Consider the following 16,657-nt stretch of genomic DNA (forward strand, 5'->3'; position numbering starts at 1 on the left):
TTAACGCCGCGCTGCGGGCAGTTTTGCGGCTTTATTCACGTCATACCACCACGTATCAAAACCAAGCGTATAAACCGGGCGAACGGCGGGCAGGGAGAATTTGTCCCAGCGGGCCACGCGATCTTCACCCATGTACCACATCGGCAGCATGTAATAGTTCCAGGTTAACACCCGGTCAAGCGCGCGCCCGAGCGGCAGAAGTTTCTCTTTATCGCCCTGAGCGGCCACGATTTTCGCAATCAGCGCGTCAATCACCGGGCTCTTGACGCCCGGTGCGTTGTAAGAGGAGTTGATATAGCCCGATGCCCAGGAGATTTGCAGATCTGAGCTCGGCCACGGCTGCGCGGCCCACAGGCTCTGCATCATGTCGTAATCGCGGCTGCGCTTGCGGTTGGTAAGCTGCGCGATATCGACCTGGCGAATATTCATGATCACCCCAAGCCGGGCAAGGTTCTTCTTAAAGGGCAGCACCCACTGGTCGTTCGCGCCGGAGGCAATCAGCAGTTCGAAGCTCAGGGGTTTACCGGTTTTGGCATTCACCCGCTGCTGGTTTTTCAGCACCCACCCGGCGTCATCCAGCAGCTTGCTGGCTTTCAGCAGATTTTCACGGTCGAACCCGTTTCCGTCGGATTTGGGCGGTTCAAATACGCGGGTGAACACCTCCGGCGGTAGCTGCGCTTTCATCGGGGCCAGCAGAACCAGTTCATCCGCGTTGGGATAATCACGGGCGGCGTATTCGGTATTCTGGAAATAGCTGTTCGCCCGGCTGTAGGCTCCGTAGAACAGCGCTTTGTTCATCCATTCAAAATCAAACGCCAGGGTAATGGCTTCACGCACCCGACGATCGGAAAACACCGGACGCTGGATGTTAAATGCCAGCCAGCGCGTATCTTGCGCAGATTCATTTTTGTGTTCGTCTTTAACGATATAGCCTTTCGCGAAGTTTTTTCCGATATACCGGGTAGCCCAGTTTTTGGCGCTGTTCTCGACACGTAAATCAAACGCGCCTGCCTTAAACGCCTCGAAGGCCACGTTGTCATCGAGGTAGTAGTCGTAGCGGAGGGTATCGAAGTTCCAGCGGCCACGGTTTACCGGCAGCGCGGCAGCCCAATAATCTTTTACGCGGGAATAGATCACATACTGGCCCATGCGCCAGTCGGTAATGCGATAGGGTCCTCCGGCCAGCGGCGGGGTAGAGAGGGGGTCGCTCAGCTTATGGTTTTTCCAGAAGGATTCAGGCATGACGGGCAGGGAGAACAGGCTCAGCATGTTCTCTTTGTTCGGCTCACTCAGTTCGATTCGCACGGTCAGCGGGGCGATGGCTTTCACCGTGGTGCCCTTGTACACCAGACGAAACTGCGGTACGCCCTCGGTCATAAATTTATGAAAGGTGAACGCCACGTCGCGGGCGCTAACCGGGGAGCCGTCATGAAAACGCGCCTGCGGATTGATCGCGATTTCTGCCCAGCTAAAATCATCGGCGTAACGCACGTTCTCGGCAACCAGGGGATAATAGCTGCCGGGCTCGTCGTCGGAGGTGACAAACAGCGTGTCATAGAGGGATTCGGTTCGGGCTGCCGCCACGCCGCGAAGGGCAAAGCGGTTAAAGTTATCAAACGTTCCCGTGGCGGAAAGCGTCACGTTCCCGCCTTTGGGTGCGGCGGGGTTCACGTAATCGTAGTGAGTAAAGTTGACCGCGTATTTCGGCTCGCCTATGACGGCAAAGGCCGTGCTTTCTTTGATGGACTGCGCCTGGCTCGACAGGCTCACCAGCGCCAACAGCATCACTACAACGCGCATAATCATCGTGCGGCGGATCCCTTTGTTCACAGGCAGGCTCGGTTGAGGAGAATAATAAGTGACTGCGCCGCGATTGTGAAATTATTCCCCGAGCGTGACGTCGGGCTGCCACGTCTTAAACTCCTCCAGCGGCATCGGGCGGCCGATCCAGTAGCCCTGAAGATAGTTCACGCCATGCTCGCGCAGCCACGCCGCCTGCTCAGGTGTTTCAACGCCCTCGGCGACGGTTAACATATTCAGGCGTCCCGCCAGCGTCAGCACCGCGTCAAGCACCGGCGAGGTGACGGTCTCCGTCCCGATGGCGTTGACAAAACCGCGATCTATTTTCAGGTAATCCATGGTGAAGCGTTCAAGATAGATCAGCGCGCTGTGGCCGGTGCCAAAATCATCGATGGCGATTTCAAAACCTTCATCGTGCAGCCATTCGAACAGCTGATTAGCCTCGCGGTGGTTAATCATGTCGCGCTCGGTTATTTCCAGCACTATCTGGAAGTGATCGGGTGGCAGGGCAGCGGCAAAGGCGAGCATATCCTCTTTAAAGCTTTCCGCATGCAGATGACCGGGCGCGATGTTTATCCCGAACTTGGCGCCGGGCGGAAGCCGCGTTTGCAGAACCGGGGCATCGCGAACGATCAGGTCAAAAAGGTGCAGCGTCAGCGGAACGATCAGCTTCTGCGCTTCGGCGAAAGTGATAAAGGCGTCCGGTGGGATTTCACCCATCACCGGATGCTTCCAGCGCATCAGGACTTCCAGCCCGGTCATTTTGAGCGACTGCGCATCCACGACGGGTTGATAGACCACGTAAAACTGGTCGCGCTTGATGGCCGTGAGGATCTCTTTCCCGGGATTCAAACGGATAGTGAGAATATAAAAGTTCAGCAGACCCGCCGCGATGCCGCAGACCAGGCCGAAAAAGACGGCGTACAGCACTTCATCTGTCGTCCAGGCCTGCGCATAGACGTTAACGGTCAGAGGAATATTTTTCAGCGTGGCGGTGCGCGCAGGGACGTCAGGCAAATCACTCGCCTGAACCAGCATTTCGGACCGGGTGGATAACGCAGAATCGCCTATGACGATGGCAATGCCGGCAAACTCATCCTGACGCGAGGTGTAGAGAAGGTATGGCGACAGGTTGAGGTTGACGGAAGTAAACACGCCGCCGTCTTTTACCAGCGGATTGCGATACCAGATGGCAATCGCGGGCTTATCCGGCAGCATGGGCGTGCCCGGCAGGAGCGCGATATCAACAGGTTTGCTGATATGTAATTGAGGAATAAGCGTTTCCATCGGGGTATTCATCGGACCTGTTGCCGAAGAGCAGAAGGCCTGTTTATCCCTGACCAGCAAAAAGGCGCGCACGTTAATGCTGAAGGCCGCGCGTGAGGTCAGCGCCGCGCTGACTTCGTCACAGCTGTTCAGCGTGAGCGGCTGGAGCGTATCAATAGACGTTTTGAGCTCGTCAAAATAGCCCTCCATATAGACGCTTAAATCCGTAATGAGGGTGTCGAACCTGACTTCTCGCTTGTGATAACTCCAGTAAAACTGTAACGCACCCAGAAGCAGGGCGGTGAATAACCCCGTAAGAAAACTGAGAAACAGTATTTTGCGGTTGCTGGAGAAGTAGCGGGTAAACATAGATGTCGTGATTCCTGAAATGCCGCTGGATGTCTATCAGTGTAACGGGCAAAAAAAAACACTGCCGGAGCAGTGCTTTTTTTTATCGTATCGCCAGCCAAGGGATAACCAACGATACGACAGCAAGATTAACTACGGCTCAGAACGCGGCGAGCTTCGTTGTAGCGTTTCTTCCAGTAAGGTTCGTTCATGCTGGAAATCGTCACGCCGCTGCTGGTGGAAGCATGGACAAACTGATCGTTACCGATATAGATGCCAACGTGCCGACCGGTTGAACCCGCTCTGAACAGGACTAAATCTCCCGTGCGCAGTTTAGTACGCGAAATGGACTTGCCCATTTCCTGCTGTTCATAGGTAGAACGCGGAAGGTCTAACCCAAACTGCTCGCGGAACGTACGCTGTACGAACGCAGAACAATCGATGCCTTTCTTGGTGCTGCCGCCCAGACGGTAACGCACGCCTTTCCAGTCAGCATACTGATCCATAATGCGCGACTTAACGTCGAGATTACGTACCATATTTTCAAATTCATCCTGAGAGGCTTGCAGTGAAGAGGAATCTTCCATTCCCACAACACGCGTCTCAGGATGCATATTCTTCGCGGTGTTCGTTGTGCTACATGCCGAAAGCAGAACCGCCACTGCAATCGCCGGGATCCCCCGCAAGATATATCTCAAGATTGGTTGAGATTTGACCATTTTGTTTGTTTTCCCTTGAAGTCCTTAACGAAAATATCGTTATAAAAATGCCAACCGTGACGAGACTAATTATCTGTTCACAATGAGACAATTCTTTATGGTGAAAACTGTGGCGCAACGCACAAAATTATTCACCACGATAATAATTGTCTCAGTGGGGCAAAACGAGTTCGAGGTTAACCGATTGCTCAGGGTATTGCGAGCAAAAAAGTCCCTTTTTTTATAAGAAATTGTGATACACAACGTTACAGCGTGGAAATGCTCAAAACGCCGCCATTCCTGACGCTAATCCCTGCAATTGCTTCATTTTAATCATGAATAGTATGACGGGAAGATGACAGGGGTGAATGACGCCGGTAAGAAGGGAGTCAGGGATCGAAAACAATCCCTGATGAATGGTGTTAATTTGCGTTATTTATTTGTTTCCGACTTGTTTAAATTTGCCGGGAAGATAGCGATCAAAAATACCTATTAAGCGATCGCTCAACGGGGTCATCAGTACCCAGGGTAAGCCAATCAATACCGCCGTGAATGAGCCCACGGCGATATCGGTCAGCCAGTGCGCGCCAATCATTACCCGCGGGAATGCGAATACCACAACAATAACCAGGGCGATGGCGAAGGCTTTTTTACCGAAATAGCGCAGCATAAAGCCAGCAAAAATCAGCAGCATCATACCGTGGTCGCCCGGGAAACTGTCCTTCGAGGCATCTTTGGTTGGAATATGCAGCAGCTCGCTGACGCGGTTAATGTTCGGGAAAGAGAGCGACGGACTGGCGCGTTTAACCGGCATCAGATGCTGCGCCAGCTGGTTGATAATCACGGCGGTCAGCAGCATCACCAGGCCGATAATCAGAATACGGCGACGACCCGTTTTGTCTTCTTTCAGCCAGAAGGAGAGCATCAGGCAGCCCATTGCCAGCAGCGAACAGCCGTCAAAGGCGCGGTTGTTGGTGATCGCGACCAGCCACAGGAAGGCCTCGCTCTTCACCAGCGCCTGGTTAAAGAAGTGGAAAAGACCAGAATCCAGCGGGAACCAGAAACCGTGATCCACCGGAAGATACCAGGAGAAAAAGATCGCCAGGCCGGCAGCATTAAGCAATAAAATAGCAGGAAGTCGAGTCGTCATAGTCTTCAGCACTGAATAAAACCAGCGGCAACGTTAGCCGCCCAAACTTAAACGAAGCTTCAACAGGCTTGACTGGAGGGCATTCCAGTCGGTATTAACCGCACTAATTAACTCTATCCGGCTGTCGGGCGGTGCGACGTTCTGGGTTTCTATGAAGAAATCCTCGCCCTGACGGTTAATGCGAACCAGACCATCCGGGGTGCGCATGATCCCTTTTACCCGCTCAACCGGAGCCAGTCTCGCCCACTCCAGTATACCAATGGTGTCGAAAACCGTATCGGCATCGAAGATCCATCCGCACGCCTGGTGCCCCTGGCCGCTGTTCAGATTTCGGCGCCAGCGCTGATGTTCCGGCAGGCTCAGTGCGGCCAGTCCTTGTTTCGCGCCGTGGCTGTGCGAATGCTCTGCGCTGGCGGGCAGTTGCGTCTGGTTGAGGCGGGGAAGGTCGAGCAGGGCGCCATCAATGTTGCCCTGGGTTGTCTGAACATACCGACGTCCACCGCCAGCCTGCTGCCACCAGGCTTCGAACGCGGCCTCGCTCTCGGCCGTCGCGCGATCGGATTTATTCGCCACGATAATGTCTGCCGAGGCGAGCTGATCGCGGAAATTGTCGTTACCGATCGCTTTTTCATCCAGCAGCTGGCGGGGATCAAGCAGGCAAAGCGTCGCGCGCAGCTCAAGCCATGGCTCGTATACCGGGGCGGTGAGTAAATCAAGGATTTGCTTCGGATGACCCAGGCCGGTGGGCTCTATCAGCAGGCGGTCCGGCTTACCCTGGCGCAGCAGCGTATTCAGGCCGACCTGCATCGGCAGACCATTCACGCAGCACATGCACCCGCCCGGGATCTCTTTCACCATTGCGCCGCTGTCGGCGAGCAACGCGCCGTCGATCCCCACTTCGCCAAATTCGTTGACCAGCACGGCCCACTTTTCCGCCGGATCTTTATTGGCCAGCAAATGCAGAATGGACGTAGTTTTACCGCTGCCGAGAAAACCGGTGATCAGGTTGGTTTTGGTCACGTGCGCTCCGATAGATAATTGTGATGTCGTAACAATTATCTATCATCCTGACGAAAAAAACGGGCATTGAGAAGAGGGAGGGCGAACGGAGCGCATAACCGTTCGCCTTAAACGCAATAATCGCTAAATTTTTAACGTTTCGATAACGGCCTGACGCGCGCCGAGCCGGACGAGGCGCTGGTACGCTCCGGTTATCGCCTCGACAAACACCGGGTTTTGCGGCAGGTCATCGCCAAAGATTTCTTTAAGCGCCAGCAGGGCATTAACGCGTTCCGCGTCGCTGCTGGCTTCAGCAAGCGCCTGAAACTTTTCGCTGAGAGGGTCGCGCACGTCGATGGCGTTGCCCTGTTCATCCGTACCGCTGACGTAGCGCATCCAGCCCGCCACCCCCAGCGCCAGAAGTGGCCAGGCGGTCTTACGTTCAAGATGGACGCGGATCCCATCCAGCATGCGTTGAGGCAGCTTCTGGCTGCCGTCCATGGCGATTTGCCATGTACGGTGCTGTAGCGCCGGGTTGGCGAAGCGGTCAAGCAGGCTGTCGGCATACGCCGTCAGATCGACGTTGGTGATGCGCAGCGTAGGGGCCTGCTCATTCAGCATCAGTCTGCGGGCTGCCTCGCGGAAACTGTCGTCCTGCATGCATTCATTAATGTGCGCGTAACCGGCAAGGTAGCCCAGATAAGCGAGGAAGGAGTGGCTGCCGTTCAGCATCCGCAGCTTCATCTGCTCCCAGGGCAGGACGTCGTCAACCATCTGTACGCCTGCAACCTCCCACTCCGGGCGCCCGGCGACAAAATTATCTTCCACCACCCACTGAAGGAACGGTTCACAGCTGATGGCGCAGGGATCGTCAACCCCCAGCTCCCGGGTGATTTCCGCGAGCGAGGCGTCGGTGGCGGCGGGCACGATTCGGTCGACCATGGTGCCGGGGAAGCTCACGTGCGTCTCTATCCATCCGGCCAGCTCTGCGGAACGCTTTGCGGCCATGCCGAGTACGGCGTTTTTCACCACGTGACCGTTGTCGGGGATATTGTCGCAGGAGAGCACGGTAAACGCCGGCAGGCCCCGTTCGCGGCGGCGATAAAGCGCTTCGACCAGAATTCCCGGCGCGGAATGCGGCTCAGACGGGTGCTCCAGATCGTGAAGGATGCGGCTGTTTTGCATATCCAGCTTTCCCGTCGCCGGATCGATGCAGTAGCCTTTTTCGGTTATGGTGAGGGAGACAATTGCTACCTGCGGTTCGCAGAACTTCTCAATAATGGCCGCCAGCGAGTCGAGTTTTGCGTTAAGGCACTCTTTTACCGCACCAATAATAATCGGCTGGTTGCCTTCGGCACCTTTCTCCAGCACGGTAAAAAGATGATCCTGCGCCCGGAGCTGGCTCATGAGGACATCGCCGCTAAAGAGGCTAATCTCACAAATTCCCCAGTCGCCTCCTTTGGCGTTCAGCACCCGGTTTGTTAACAACGCCTGATGCGCCCGGTGGAACGCGCCAAAGCCGAAATGGACGATGCGGGAGCGTAACTGCTGGCGATCGTAGCGGGGCTGCTGGACATGAGCAGGAAGCGCGGTGGAGGCAATAGTCTTCATGTAGTACACACCTGATTAACCATTAATTAACAATGCCAGTGTAAAGTTATATGACAACAAATTAAATTGGTAAGCCGTAAATATCCCTGTTATGTGAGTTTGATCAATCAATGTCGCGCGCTGTGTTGACCACTCCGATTAAACATGTATGGTAGTCGTCATTGAGCTAACACATATTGGTATAACAACTTGAGAGGGTGGGGCAATGGAACAAACCTGGCGTTGGTACGGGCCGAACGATCCGGTTTCTCTTGATGATGTGCGTCAGGCTGGCGCAACGGGTGTAGTCACGGCGCTGCATCATATTCCGAACGGTCAGGTGTGGCCGGTTGAGGAAATTCAAAAGCGTCAGGCACAGCTGGCTGAGAAGGGGTTAACCTGGTCTGTCGTGGAAAGTATTCCGGTTCACGAAGACATTAAAACCCACTCCGGCGAGTGTGAAACCTGGATTGCGAATTATCAGCAGAGCATTCGTAACCTGGCGGCCTGCGGTATTGATACCGTCTGCTATAACTTTATGCCGATTCTGGACTGGACGCGTACCGACCTGGAATATGAAATGGCCGATGGTTCGAAAGCGCTGCGCTTCGATCAAATCGCGTTTGCGGCTTTCGAGCTGCACATTCTGAAGCGTCCAGGCGCGGAAGCCGACTATACCGCCGAAGAGCAGCAGCAGGCGCTGGCGTGGTTTAAAGCCGCCAGTGAAGCGGACGTAGACAAGCTGGTCCGCAATATCATCGCGGGCCTGCCGGGGGCGGAAGAAGGATACACCCTCGACCAGTTCCGCGCGCGCCTGGCGGAATACGGCAATATCGATAAAAACCAGCTGCGTGAAAACATGGCGCACTTCCTGCGCGCTATCGTGCCGGTGGCCGAAGAAGCGGGCGTGCGCCTGGCGGTCCATCCGGACGATCCTCCGCGCCCTATCCTTGGCCTGCCGCGTATCGTGTCGACAATCGACGATATGCAGTGGCTGAAGGAGACGGTGGATAGCATCTACAACGGCTTTACCATGTGTACGGGCTCTTATGGCGTGCGTGCGGATAACGATCTGGTGCGAATGATCGAAACCTTCGGCGATCGCATTCACTTTACCCACCTGCGCGCAACCTGCCGGGAAGAGAACCCGAAAACCTTCCACGAAGCCGCGCATCTTGGCGGTGACGTGAATATGGTTGCGGTGGTAGATGCCATTCTGGCTGAAGAAGTACGGCGTAAACAGGCGGGCGATGTGCGTCCTATCCCGTTCCGTCCGGATCACGGGCACCAGATGCTGGACGATCTGCGCAAGAAAACGAATCCGGGCTATTCGGCGATTGGTCGTCTGAAGGGCATGGCGGAAGTGCGCGGTATTGAGCTGGCGCTGAAAATGACCAAATATCCTGAGCTTCTGTAAACGGAATTGCCCGTGGCGCTTCGCTTACCGGGCCTACGAAAAACCGGCTCTGAAGCCGGTTTTTGTGTATTTGTAGGCCGGGTAAGGCGAAGCCGCCACCCGGCAAACGCCACTATCAGTCAGCGCGACCCATATAGCGTTTTTCTTCGATATGGATGCGGATCTTCTCGCCCGCTGACAGGTATTCAGGCACCTGTACGACCAGACCGGTCGTCAGGGTAGCCGGTTTGTTACGCGCGCTTGCAGACGCGCCTTTGATGCCCGGCGCCGTTTCCACGATTTCCAGATCAACGGTCTGCGGCAGCTCCAGCGCCAGCAGCACGCCATCCCAGGTCAGCACCTGCATGTCCGGCATTCCACCTTCAGGAATAAACAGCAGCTCTTCTTCGATCTGGTCTTTGGTGAAGATATACGGGGTGTAATCTTCTTTATCCATGAACACGTATTCGTTACCGTCGACATATGAGAAATCAACGTAGCGGCGGGTCAGGGTCACGGTATCCACGATATCGTCACCTTTGAAACGTTCTTCCACTTTCAGGCCGGTACGGACGTCGGCGAAACGCATTTTGTACAGCGTTGCTGCGCCACGGGCGCTTGGTGCCTGAATGTCGATATCTTTCACAATCAGCAGTTTGCCGTTGTAATTCAGTACCATACCTTTCTTAATTTCGTTCGCTCTTGGCATTGCAGTAATCCTGTATACGGGAGGTAAAAAATATCGCGCCAAATTACTCGCGCGCGGCCTTTCAGGCAAGCGGAATTCGTGGCTTTTGCTATCAATACATAAAAGGTGTTACTGTGCGCGCAATGCCCGACCACGCGGGCATTTGCCACCCACAGAGAGCATGTATGGATTGTCGTTCCGATTGTGGCGCGTGCTGTACCGCACCGTCCATCTCAAGTCCCATTCCAGGCATGCCGGACGGCAAGCCTGCCAATACCCGCTGCGTTCAGCTCTCGGAATCCAACCTGTGCATGATCTTTGGCTCGCCGTTACGCCCGAAAGTGTGCTCCGGGCTACAGCCAACCGCCGAAATGTGCGGCAGTACGCGCCAGCAGGCCATTACTTATCTGCTTAAGCTGGAAGCGCTCACCGCGCCTTAAACGTCTTTTATGCGCGTCAGGCAGCTCAGCGTCAGGACGCACATCACCAGCGCAATCCAGAACACCGTGTGATAGTTCCAGATTTCAGCCACCACGCCTGCCAGTGAGCCTGCAATAATCCAGCCCACACGGGTGGTATTTGTATAAAGGGTGGTGGCAGAGCCCGCCTGACCCGGCATCAGATCCTGGAAATAGAGCATGCCGATACCGGCCAGAATGCCGATGTAAATGGCGTTCAGCAGCTGTAAAGCAAGAAGCAGCGCTGGCGTATGGACCGTCAGCATACCGACATAAAACAGCAGCCCGGCAGCGGCGGCGATGCGCATCAAAAAGCGCTTGCCGAAGCGCTTCGCGTAATAGCCCGCAATCAGCATGGTTGGGATTTCAAGCCCTGCGGCGGTTCCCATCATGATCCCGGCCAGCTTCTCCGGCAGATGCAGCTCATCAATAATAAACAGCGGCATATTAATGATATAGAGGCTGTTCGTTCCCCACATCAGGGTACAGATAATGAATAACAGCAGCGCGTCGCGCCGGTTACGTCGCGGCGCCTCCAGCGTGCCGGTCGCCACTTTCGGCTCTTTACGCATGGAGGGCAGGAAGAACCAGACCATCGCGCCGCACACCACGAAGGCCACGGCTGCGCTGAGGTACATCACCGTAAAGCCAAAACCCATCGCCAGCGCGTAGGCGAGCGGGGGACCAATTACCCAGGCCAGCGACACCTGAGCACGCAGTATGGAGCTGAACATCACCGCTTCCCGCCCGGTGCGGTCCGCGTGCTCACGGGCAAGGGCGAACATCTGCGGGTTGGCGGTAGAGCCGAAGCTGCTCAGGAAGACGCCCACAAACAGCAGAATGAAGTAGTTACGGTTCCAGGCAAACAGCAGACAGGCAAACACCCCGAGCAGGCAGCAAAAAACGATCAGGCTTTTGCGATCGCCTTTTCTGTCTGAACGACCGGCAAGAAACTGGCTGACGAAAATGCCAATGATGGCGCTCCCGGTAAAGAAGAAGCCGACCATCGCCGGACGGGCGTGAACTTCGTTGGTCAGAAACAGGCTCAGCGTAGGCGTTTGTAACGCACCGGCAATACCGGTGAGGAAAGCAACAATCAAAAACGCCGTTGACGTCAAATCAAAGGGCTTTGGTGAGGCGGCAGCGGGGGTGTTATGCATGTTCAGTCTTTGCGAGTAACAGAGAGAGGCGGAGTTTACGCCGCCCGTCATTAAATAAACAGAGGGTAAAGTCAAGATTGCTACAAAAAATCAAAATGGCATTTCACTTTCGCGCCGCCTCGCTGAAGCGTGCTGAACCTGTTTGCTGAACATCAGCAAATTCCCCTGAGCTGAAGAAGAAATGTGCTGCACTTCTAAATTCTGCAACAAGAAATGTAACTTTTCTTGCAACCTGTTGTAGAAAAGACAAGACTTCTTGAAACGTTTCAGCGCTATCTTGCACGTCGAGATGAAGCAGTTTAGCGCTTATTTTCTCAGTTAAGCTGAAACGATTCAATTTCAGCAGGAGAGGAGAATCATGTTCCAGTTATCTGTTCAGGATATCCACCCGGGCGAACAGGCCGGGAATAAAGAAGAGGCTATTCGCCAGGTTGCTGCTGCGCTCGTGCAGGCAGGCAACGTGGCTGACGGCTACGTCAACGGCATGCTGGCGCGCGAGCAGCAGACGTCCACGTTCCTCGGTAACGGTATTGCTATCCCACACGGCACCACCGACACCCGCGATCAGGTGCTGAAAACCGGCGTGCAGGTCTTCCAGTTCCCGCAGGGCGTACTGTGGGGCGAGGGTCAGGTGGCTTACGTGGCGATCGGCATCGCGGCCAGCGGTGATGAACACCTGGGCCTGCTGCGTCAGCTGACGCACGTGCTGAGCGATGATGCCGTGGCGGAACAGCTTAAATCTGCGACCACGGCTGAAGAGCTGCGTGCTTTGCTGATGGGCGAAAAACAGAGCGAAGCACTGAAGCTGGACAATGAAACCCTGACGCTGGACGTCGTGGCGTCCGATCTGTTGACGCTCCAGGCGCTGAACGCGGCTCGACTGAAAGAGGTGGGGGCGGCGGATACCACTTTTGTGACGCGCACCATCAATGATAAGCCTTTAAACCTGGGGCAGGGCATCTGGCTGAACGACAGTGCTGAAGGCAACCTGCGTAGCGCTATCGCCGTCAGCCGGGCGGCTGTTGCTTTTGAGACAGACGGCGAGCGCGCCGCGATGCTGGTGACTGTCGCCATGGCTGACGACCAGCCGGTTGCCGTGCTGAAGCGTCTGAGCGATCTGCTGCTGAACAATAAAGCTGAAAAACTGCTGAACGCCGACGCGGCGACGGTGCTGGCCCTGTTGACCAGCGACGATGCGCTGACGGACGACCTGCTGAGCGCAGAGTACGTGGTGCGTAACGAACACGGCCTGCATGCCCGTCCGGGCACCATGCTGGTGAATACCATCAAACAATTTGAAAGTGAGATCACCGTGACCAATCTGGACGGTTCGGGTAAACCTGCCAACGGGCGCAGCCTGATGAAAGTTGTCGCGCTGGGCGTGAAGAAAGGCCATCGTCTGCGTTTCACCGCGCAGGGTGCAGATGCTGAACAGGCGCTGAAGGCGATTGGCGATGCCATCGCGGCCGGTCTGGGGGAGGGCGCATAATGAGCAGACGTGTTGCAACCATTACGCTGAACCCGGCTTACGATCTGGTGGGCTTCTGCCCGGAAATTGAGCGTGGCGAAGTCAACCTGGTTCGGACTACCGGCCTGCATGCCGCAGGGAAAGGCATTAACGTGGCGAAAGTGCTGAAAGATCTCGGCATCGACGTCACCGTTGGCGGCTTCCTCGGCAAAGATAACCAGGACGGCTTTCAGCAGCTGTTCAGCGAGCTGGGCATCGCCAACCGTTTTCAGGTTGTGCAGGGCCGTACCCGCATCAACGTTAAGCTGACCGAGAAAGACGGTGAAGTGACCGATCTGAACTTCTCCGGCTTCGAAGTGACGCCGGCTGACTGGGAGCGCTTCGTTGCCGATTCCCTGAGCTGGCTGGGCCAGTTTGACATGGTGTGCGTCAGCGGCAGCCTGCCGTCCGGCGTCAGCCCGGAAGCGTTCACCGACTGGATGACGCGCCTGCGCAGCCAGTGCCCGTGCATTATTTTCGACAGCAGCCGTGACGCGCTGGTCGCCGGTCTGAAAGCCTCTCCGTGGCTGGTTAAGCCTAACCGCCGTGAACTGGAGATCTGGGCGGGCCGTAAGCTGCCAGAATTAAAAGATGTGATTGAAGCTGCCCATGCGCTGCGCGAGCAGGGTATTGCTCACGTGGTGATTTCGCTTGGCGCAGAAGGTGCCCTGTGGGTGAACGCCTCCGGGGAGTGGATTGCCAAACCGCCGTCAATGGAAGTGGTCAGCACCGTGGGTGCCGGGGATTCAATGGTTGGCGGCCTGATCTATGGCCTGCTGATGCGCGAATCCAGCGAACACACCTTACGTCTTGCTACCGCCGTGGCGGCCCTGGCCGTGAGCCAGAGCAACGTCGGCATTACCGATCGTACCCAGTTAGCCGCGATGATGGCGCGCGTTGACTTAAAACCTTTTAACTAACAGCAGGAGAGGAATAATGAAAACGCTGCTGATCATTGACTCCGGTCTCGGACAGGCTCGTGCCTATATGGCGAAGACCCTGCTGGGCGCGGCGGCACAAAAAGCGCACCTGGATATCATTGATAACCCGGGTGATGCCGAAATGGCGATTGTTCTGGGTGACAAAATCCCCGCTGACAGCGCCCTGAACGGCAAAAAGGTGTGGCTGGGCGATATTAATCGCGCGGTGGCTCACCCTGAACTGTTTCTGAGCGAAGCAAAAGGCCATGCGACGGTCTACAGCGCCCCCGTTGAGGCGGCGCCGGTTGCTGCCACTGGCCCGAAACGCATTGTCGCGGTAACGGCGTGCCCGACAGGCGTGGCTCATACCTTTATGGCGGCTGAAGCCATTGAAACCGAAGCGAAAAAACGCGGCTGGTGGGTGAAGGTTGAAACCCGCGGCTCTGTGGGCGCAGGCAATGCCATCACGCCGGAAGAGGTGGCAGAAGCCGATCTGGTGATTGTGGCGGCCGATATCGAAGTGGATCTGGCGAAGTTTGCCGGTAAGCCGATGTACCGCACCTCTACCGGCCTGGCGCTGAAGAAAACCGCGCAGGAGTTTGATAAAGCGCTGGCGGAAGCCAAACCTTATCAGGCAACCGGTGCGGCGAAAACGCCAGCCGAAGGCAAGAAAGAGTCTGCGGGTGCCTATCGTCACCTGTTAACGGGCGTGTCTTACATGCTGCCGATGGTGGTAGCGGGCGGCCTGTGCATTGCGCTCTCCTTCGCCTTTGGTATCGAGGCGTTTAAAGAGCCGGGCACGCTGGCGGCGGCGTTGATGCAGATTGGCGGCGGCTCCGCGTTCGCGCTGATGGTGCCGGTGCTGGCGGGCTTTATCGCCTTCTCCATTGCTGACCGTCCGGGCCTGACCCCGGGTCTTATCGGCGGTATGCTGGCCGTGAGCACAGGTTCTGGCTTTATCGGCGGTATCATTGCCGGTTTCCTTGCGGGTTACGTGGCGAAGCTGATCAGCTCGAAGCTGAAGCTGCCGCAGAGTATGGAAGCGCTGAAACCTATCCTGATCATTCCGCTGATCTCAAGCCTGGTCGTGGGCCTGGCGATGATCTACCTGATTGGTAAACCGGTCGCGGGCATTCTGGAAGGCTTGACCCACTGGCTGCAAACCATGGGAACGGCGAACGCGGTTCTGCTGGGCGCTATCCTGGGCGGTATGATGTGTACCGACATGGGTGGTCCGGTAAACAAAGCGGCTTATGCCTTTGGCGTTGGCCTGCTGAGTACCCAGACCTACGCGCCGATGGCGGCGATCATGGCGGCAGGTATGGTGCCACCGCTGGCGCTCGGCCTGGCGACGCTCATTGCCCGTCGTAAGTTCGATAAAGCGCAGCAGGAAGGCGGCAAAGCGGCGCTGGTGCTGGGCCTGTGCTTCATCACCGAAGGCGCAATCCCGTTTGCGGCGCGCGATCCAATGCGCGTTCTGCCCTGCTGTATCGTGGGCGGCGCGGTCACTGGCGCTATCTCCATGGCGGTTGGCGCGAAGCTGATGGCACCGCACGGCGGTCTGTTCGTTCTGCTGATCCCTGGCGCGATTACTCCGGTGCTGGGTTATCTGCTGGCGATTGTCGCCGGTACGCTGGTGGCGGGTCTGTCTTACGCGGTGCTGAAGCGTCCGGAAGCGGAAGCGGTAGCAAAAGCAGCCTGAATGAGGTGTCGGGTGGCGGTTTCGCCTTACCCGACCTACAAAAAAGCCGGGTCGCGTTAAGCGCCCGGCTTTTTTTATGCCGCCTGTTCAGCGGTCTGCTGGGCCTTCAGCCAGGCAATCTCTTCCGCCCAGATGTCCGGATTAATGGTTTCCAGCACCATCGGAATGCCGTCGAAGCGGGCGTCCTGCATGATGAAGCGGAACGCATCGTGGCCGATATTGCCTTCGCCCAGGCTGTGGTGACGGTCAACGCGGCTGCCGAACCCGCTTTTCGCATCGTTTAAGTGCATACCGCGAAGATATTTAAAGCCAACAACGCGCTCGAACTCCTCGAAGGTATTTTTCGTGGCCTCGGTGGTGCGCAGGTCATACCCGGCGGCAAACGCGTGGCAGGTATCAATGCACACGCCCACGCGGGATTTATCCTCCACGCCGTCGATGATCGCCGCCAGATGCTCAAACATAAAGCCGAGGTTGCTGCCCTGACCGGCGGTATTCTCGATCACCGCCGTCACGCCCTGGGTTTTATCCAGCGTCATGTTGATCGACTCGGCAATGCGCGCCAGACAGGCGTCTTCGTCAATCTGCATCAGATGACTTCCCGGATGGAAGTTCAGCAGCGTCAGCCCCAGCTGTTCGCAGCGCTGCACTTCATCAAGGAACGCCTCGCGGGATTTATCCAGCGCTTCCTGCACCGGATGCCCGAGGTTAATCAGATAGCTGTCGTGGGGAAGGATTTGGCCCGGCCCGTAATGGTATTTTTCACAGGCGGCTTTGAAATCGTCAATCACTTCTGCGGTGAGGGGCGCTGCGCGCCACTGGCGCTGATTTTTGGTGAACAGGGCGAAAGCGGTCGCCTCGATTTCAGCGGCGCGAATGGCGGCATTCGCAAGGCCACCGGCAGCGCTAACGTGCGCTCCAACATATTTCATGAAAAGACTCCTGTTAACCCGAAACGCCTATGATAACGGGTTA

15 protein-coding genes are annotated in these 16,657 nt (G+C 56.3%); 5 read left to right on the forward strand and 10 right to left on the reverse strand.

Annotated elements, in window-relative coordinates; genetic code table 11:
• The 6 genes from E0L16_RS06640 to E0L16_RS06665 all read right to left on the reverse strand — a co-directional run bounded on the left by E0L16_RS06640 (position 1) and on the right by E0L16_RS06665 (position 7,872).
• Positions 1 to 1,806 carry an extracellular solute-binding protein gene (locus E0L16_RS06640; RefSeq protein ID WP_131636594.1) on the reverse strand — a complete coding sequence of 602 codons (1,806 nt, stop codon included), beginning with the start codon at positions 1,804 to 1,806 and terminating at the stop codon, positions 1 to 3.
• Positions 1,807 to 1,881: 75 nt separating this feature from the next.
• Entirely contained in the window at positions 1,882 to 3,435 is a 1,554-nt protein-coding gene (locus E0L16_RS06645; RefSeq protein WP_063868286.1) for a cyclic di-GMP phosphodiesterase, read from the reverse strand.
• A gap of 128 nt (positions 3,436 to 3,563) precedes the next feature.
• Positions 3,564 to 4,133: a bifunctional murein DD-endopeptidase/murein LD-carboxypeptidase gene (gene mepS, locus E0L16_RS06650; protein WP_003859364.1), complete on the reverse strand. Its 570-nt coding sequence runs from the start codon at positions 4,131 to 4,133 to the stop codon at positions 3,564 to 3,566.
• A 415-nt stretch (positions 4,134 to 4,548) separates the two neighbouring features.
• The gene (locus tag E0L16_RS06655) at positions 4,549 to 5,262 is read right to left on the reverse strand and encodes a phosphatase PAP2 family protein (RefSeq protein WP_131636569.1); all 714 of its coding nucleotides are present in this window, start codon (positions 5,260 to 5,262) and stop codon (positions 4,549 to 4,551) included.
• Positions 5,263 to 5,295: 33 nt separating this feature from the next.
• The gene (locus E0L16_RS06660) at positions 5,296 to 6,282 is read right to left on the reverse strand and encodes a CobW family GTP-binding protein (protein WP_131636570.1); all 987 of its coding nucleotides are present in this window, start codon (positions 6,280 to 6,282) and stop codon (positions 5,296 to 5,298) included.
• A gap of 123 nt (positions 6,283 to 6,405) precedes the next feature.
• Positions 6,406 to 7,872, reverse strand: a complete 1,467-nt coding sequence (locus tag E0L16_RS06665; RefSeq protein ID WP_131636571.1) for a mannitol dehydrogenase family protein — start codon at positions 7,870 to 7,872, stop codon at positions 6,406 to 6,408.
• A 205-nt stretch (positions 7,873 to 8,077) separates the two neighbouring features.
• Between E0L16_RS06665 and uxuA the strand changes: the two genes are divergently transcribed.
• Positions 8,078 to 9,268 carry a mannonate dehydratase gene (gene uxuA / locus E0L16_RS06670; RefSeq protein ID WP_131636572.1) on the forward strand — a complete coding sequence of 397 codons (1,191 nt, stop codon included), beginning with the start codon at positions 8,078 to 8,080 and terminating at the stop codon, positions 9,266 to 9,268.
• A gap of 115 nt (positions 9,269 to 9,383) precedes the next feature.
• Here uxuA and yeiP read toward each other — a convergent pair whose 3' ends face one another.
• Complete coding sequence (gene yeiP, locus E0L16_RS06675) at positions 9,384 to 9,956, reverse strand: elongation factor P-like protein YeiP (RefSeq protein ID WP_014884579.1); 573 nt, start codon at positions 9,954 to 9,956, stop codon at positions 9,384 to 9,386.
• 164 nt (positions 9,957 to 10,120) lie between these two features.
• On the opposite strand from yeiP, the gene E0L16_RS06680 reads away from it, so the two are divergent.
• On the forward strand, positions 10,121 to 10,375 hold the full coding sequence (locus E0L16_RS06680) for a YkgJ family cysteine cluster protein (protein WP_131636573.1): 255 nt from the start codon (positions 10,121 to 10,123) through the stop codon (positions 10,373 to 10,375).
• On the opposite strand, the gene setB is transcribed toward E0L16_RS06680, so the two are convergent.
• Both setB and E0L16_RS22000 read right to left on the reverse strand, forming a co-directional pair.
• On the reverse strand, positions 10,372 to 11,553 hold the full coding sequence (gene setB, locus E0L16_RS06685) for a sugar efflux transporter SetB (RefSeq protein ID WP_063450331.1): 1,182 nt from the start codon (positions 11,551 to 11,553) through the stop codon (positions 10,372 to 10,374). The two genes, E0L16_RS06680 and setB, sit on opposite strands and share 4 nt — an antisense overlap.
• A 103-nt stretch (positions 11,554 to 11,656) precedes the next feature.
• Positions 11,657 to 11,890, reverse strand: coding sequence for a hypothetical protein (locus E0L16_RS22000; protein ID WP_165498399.1), 234 nt, complete (start codon positions 11,888 to 11,890; stop codon positions 11,657 to 11,659).
• A gap of 21 nt (positions 11,891 to 11,911) precedes the next feature.
• Between E0L16_RS22000 and fruB the strand changes: the two genes are divergently transcribed.
• The 3 genes from fruB to fruA are packed head-to-tail and all read left to right on the forward strand — an operon-like array spanning position 11,912 to position 15,682.
• Positions 11,912 to 13,042: a fused PTS fructose transporter subunit IIA/HPr protein gene (gene fruB / locus E0L16_RS06690; protein WP_131636574.1), complete on the forward strand. Its 1,131-nt coding sequence runs from the start codon at positions 11,912 to 11,914 to the stop codon at positions 13,040 to 13,042.
• On the forward strand, positions 13,042 to 13,980 hold the full coding sequence (fruK, locus tag E0L16_RS06695) for a 1-phosphofructokinase (protein ID WP_063450329.1): 939 nt from the start codon (positions 13,042 to 13,044) through the stop codon (positions 13,978 to 13,980). Before fruB ends, fruK begins: the two co-directional genes overlap by 1 nt.
• A 16-nt stretch (positions 13,981 to 13,996) precedes the next feature.
• On the forward strand, positions 13,997 to 15,682 hold the full coding sequence (gene fruA, locus E0L16_RS06700; protein WP_063868295.1) for a PTS fructose transporter subunit IIBC: 1,686 nt from the start codon (positions 13,997 to 13,999) through the stop codon (positions 15,680 to 15,682).
• Positions 15,683 to 15,756: 74 nt separating this feature from the next.
• Here the strand turns inward: fruA and nfo are convergent, their stop codons facing one another.
• Positions 15,757 to 16,614 carry a deoxyribonuclease IV gene (gene nfo, locus E0L16_RS06705; RefSeq protein ID WP_131636575.1) on the reverse strand — a complete coding sequence of 286 codons (858 nt, stop codon included), beginning with the start codon at positions 16,612 to 16,614 and terminating at the stop codon, positions 15,757 to 15,759.
• Positions 16,615 to 16,657: the final 43 nt, after the last annotated feature.

Source organism: Enterobacter quasihormaechei, from assembly GCF_004331385.1.
Taxonomy (GTDB): domain Bacteria; phylum Pseudomonadota; class Gammaproteobacteria; order Enterobacterales; family Enterobacteriaceae; genus Enterobacter; species Enterobacter quasihormaechei.

Coding starts and splice junctions, on each gene's coding strand:
- E0L16_RS06645 (WP_063868286.1), bottom strand. CDS start 3,435: ATGTTTACCCGCTACTTCTCCAGCAACCGCAAAATACTGTTTCTCAGT.
- fruA (WP_063868295.1), top strand. CDS start 13,997: ATGAAAACGCTGCTGATCATTGACTCCGGTCTCGGACAGGCTCGTGCC.
- E0L16_RS06680 (WP_131636573.1), top strand. CDS start 10,121: ATGGATTGTCGTTCCGATTGTGGCGCGTGCTGTACCGCACCGTCCATC.
- uxuA (WP_131636572.1), top strand. CDS start 8,078: ATGGAACAAACCTGGCGTTGGTACGGGCCGAACGATCCGGTTTCTCTT.
- fruK (WP_063450329.1), top strand. CDS start 13,042: ATGAGCAGACGTGTTGCAACCATTACGCTGAACCCGGCTTACGATCTG.
- yeiP (WP_014884579.1), bottom strand. CDS start 9,956: ATGCCAAGAGCGAACGAAATTAAGAAAGGTATGGTACTGAATTACAAC.
- nfo (WP_131636575.1), bottom strand. CDS start 16,614: ATGAAATATGTTGGAGCGCACGTTAGCGCTGCCGGTGGCCTTGCGAAT.
- E0L16_RS06665 (WP_131636571.1), bottom strand. CDS start 7,872: ATGAAGACTATTGCCTCCACCGCGCTTCCTGCTCATGTCCAGCAGCCC.
- E0L16_RS06655 (WP_131636569.1), bottom strand. CDS start 5,262: ATGACGACTCGACTTCCTGCTATTTTATTGCTTAATGCTGCCGGCCTG.
- mepS (WP_003859364.1), bottom strand. CDS start 4,133: ATGGTCAAATCTCAACCAATCTTGAGATATATCTTGCGGGGGATCCCG.
- fruB (WP_131636574.1), top strand. CDS start 11,912: ATGTTCCAGTTATCTGTTCAGGATATCCACCCGGGCGAACAGGCCGGG.
- setB (WP_063450331.1), bottom strand. CDS start 11,553: ATGCATAACACCCCCGCTGCCGCCTCACCAAAGCCCTTTGATTTGACG.
- E0L16_RS06640 (WP_131636594.1), bottom strand. CDS start 1,806: ATGATTATGCGCGTTGTAGTGATGCTGTTGGCGCTGGTGAGCCTGTCG.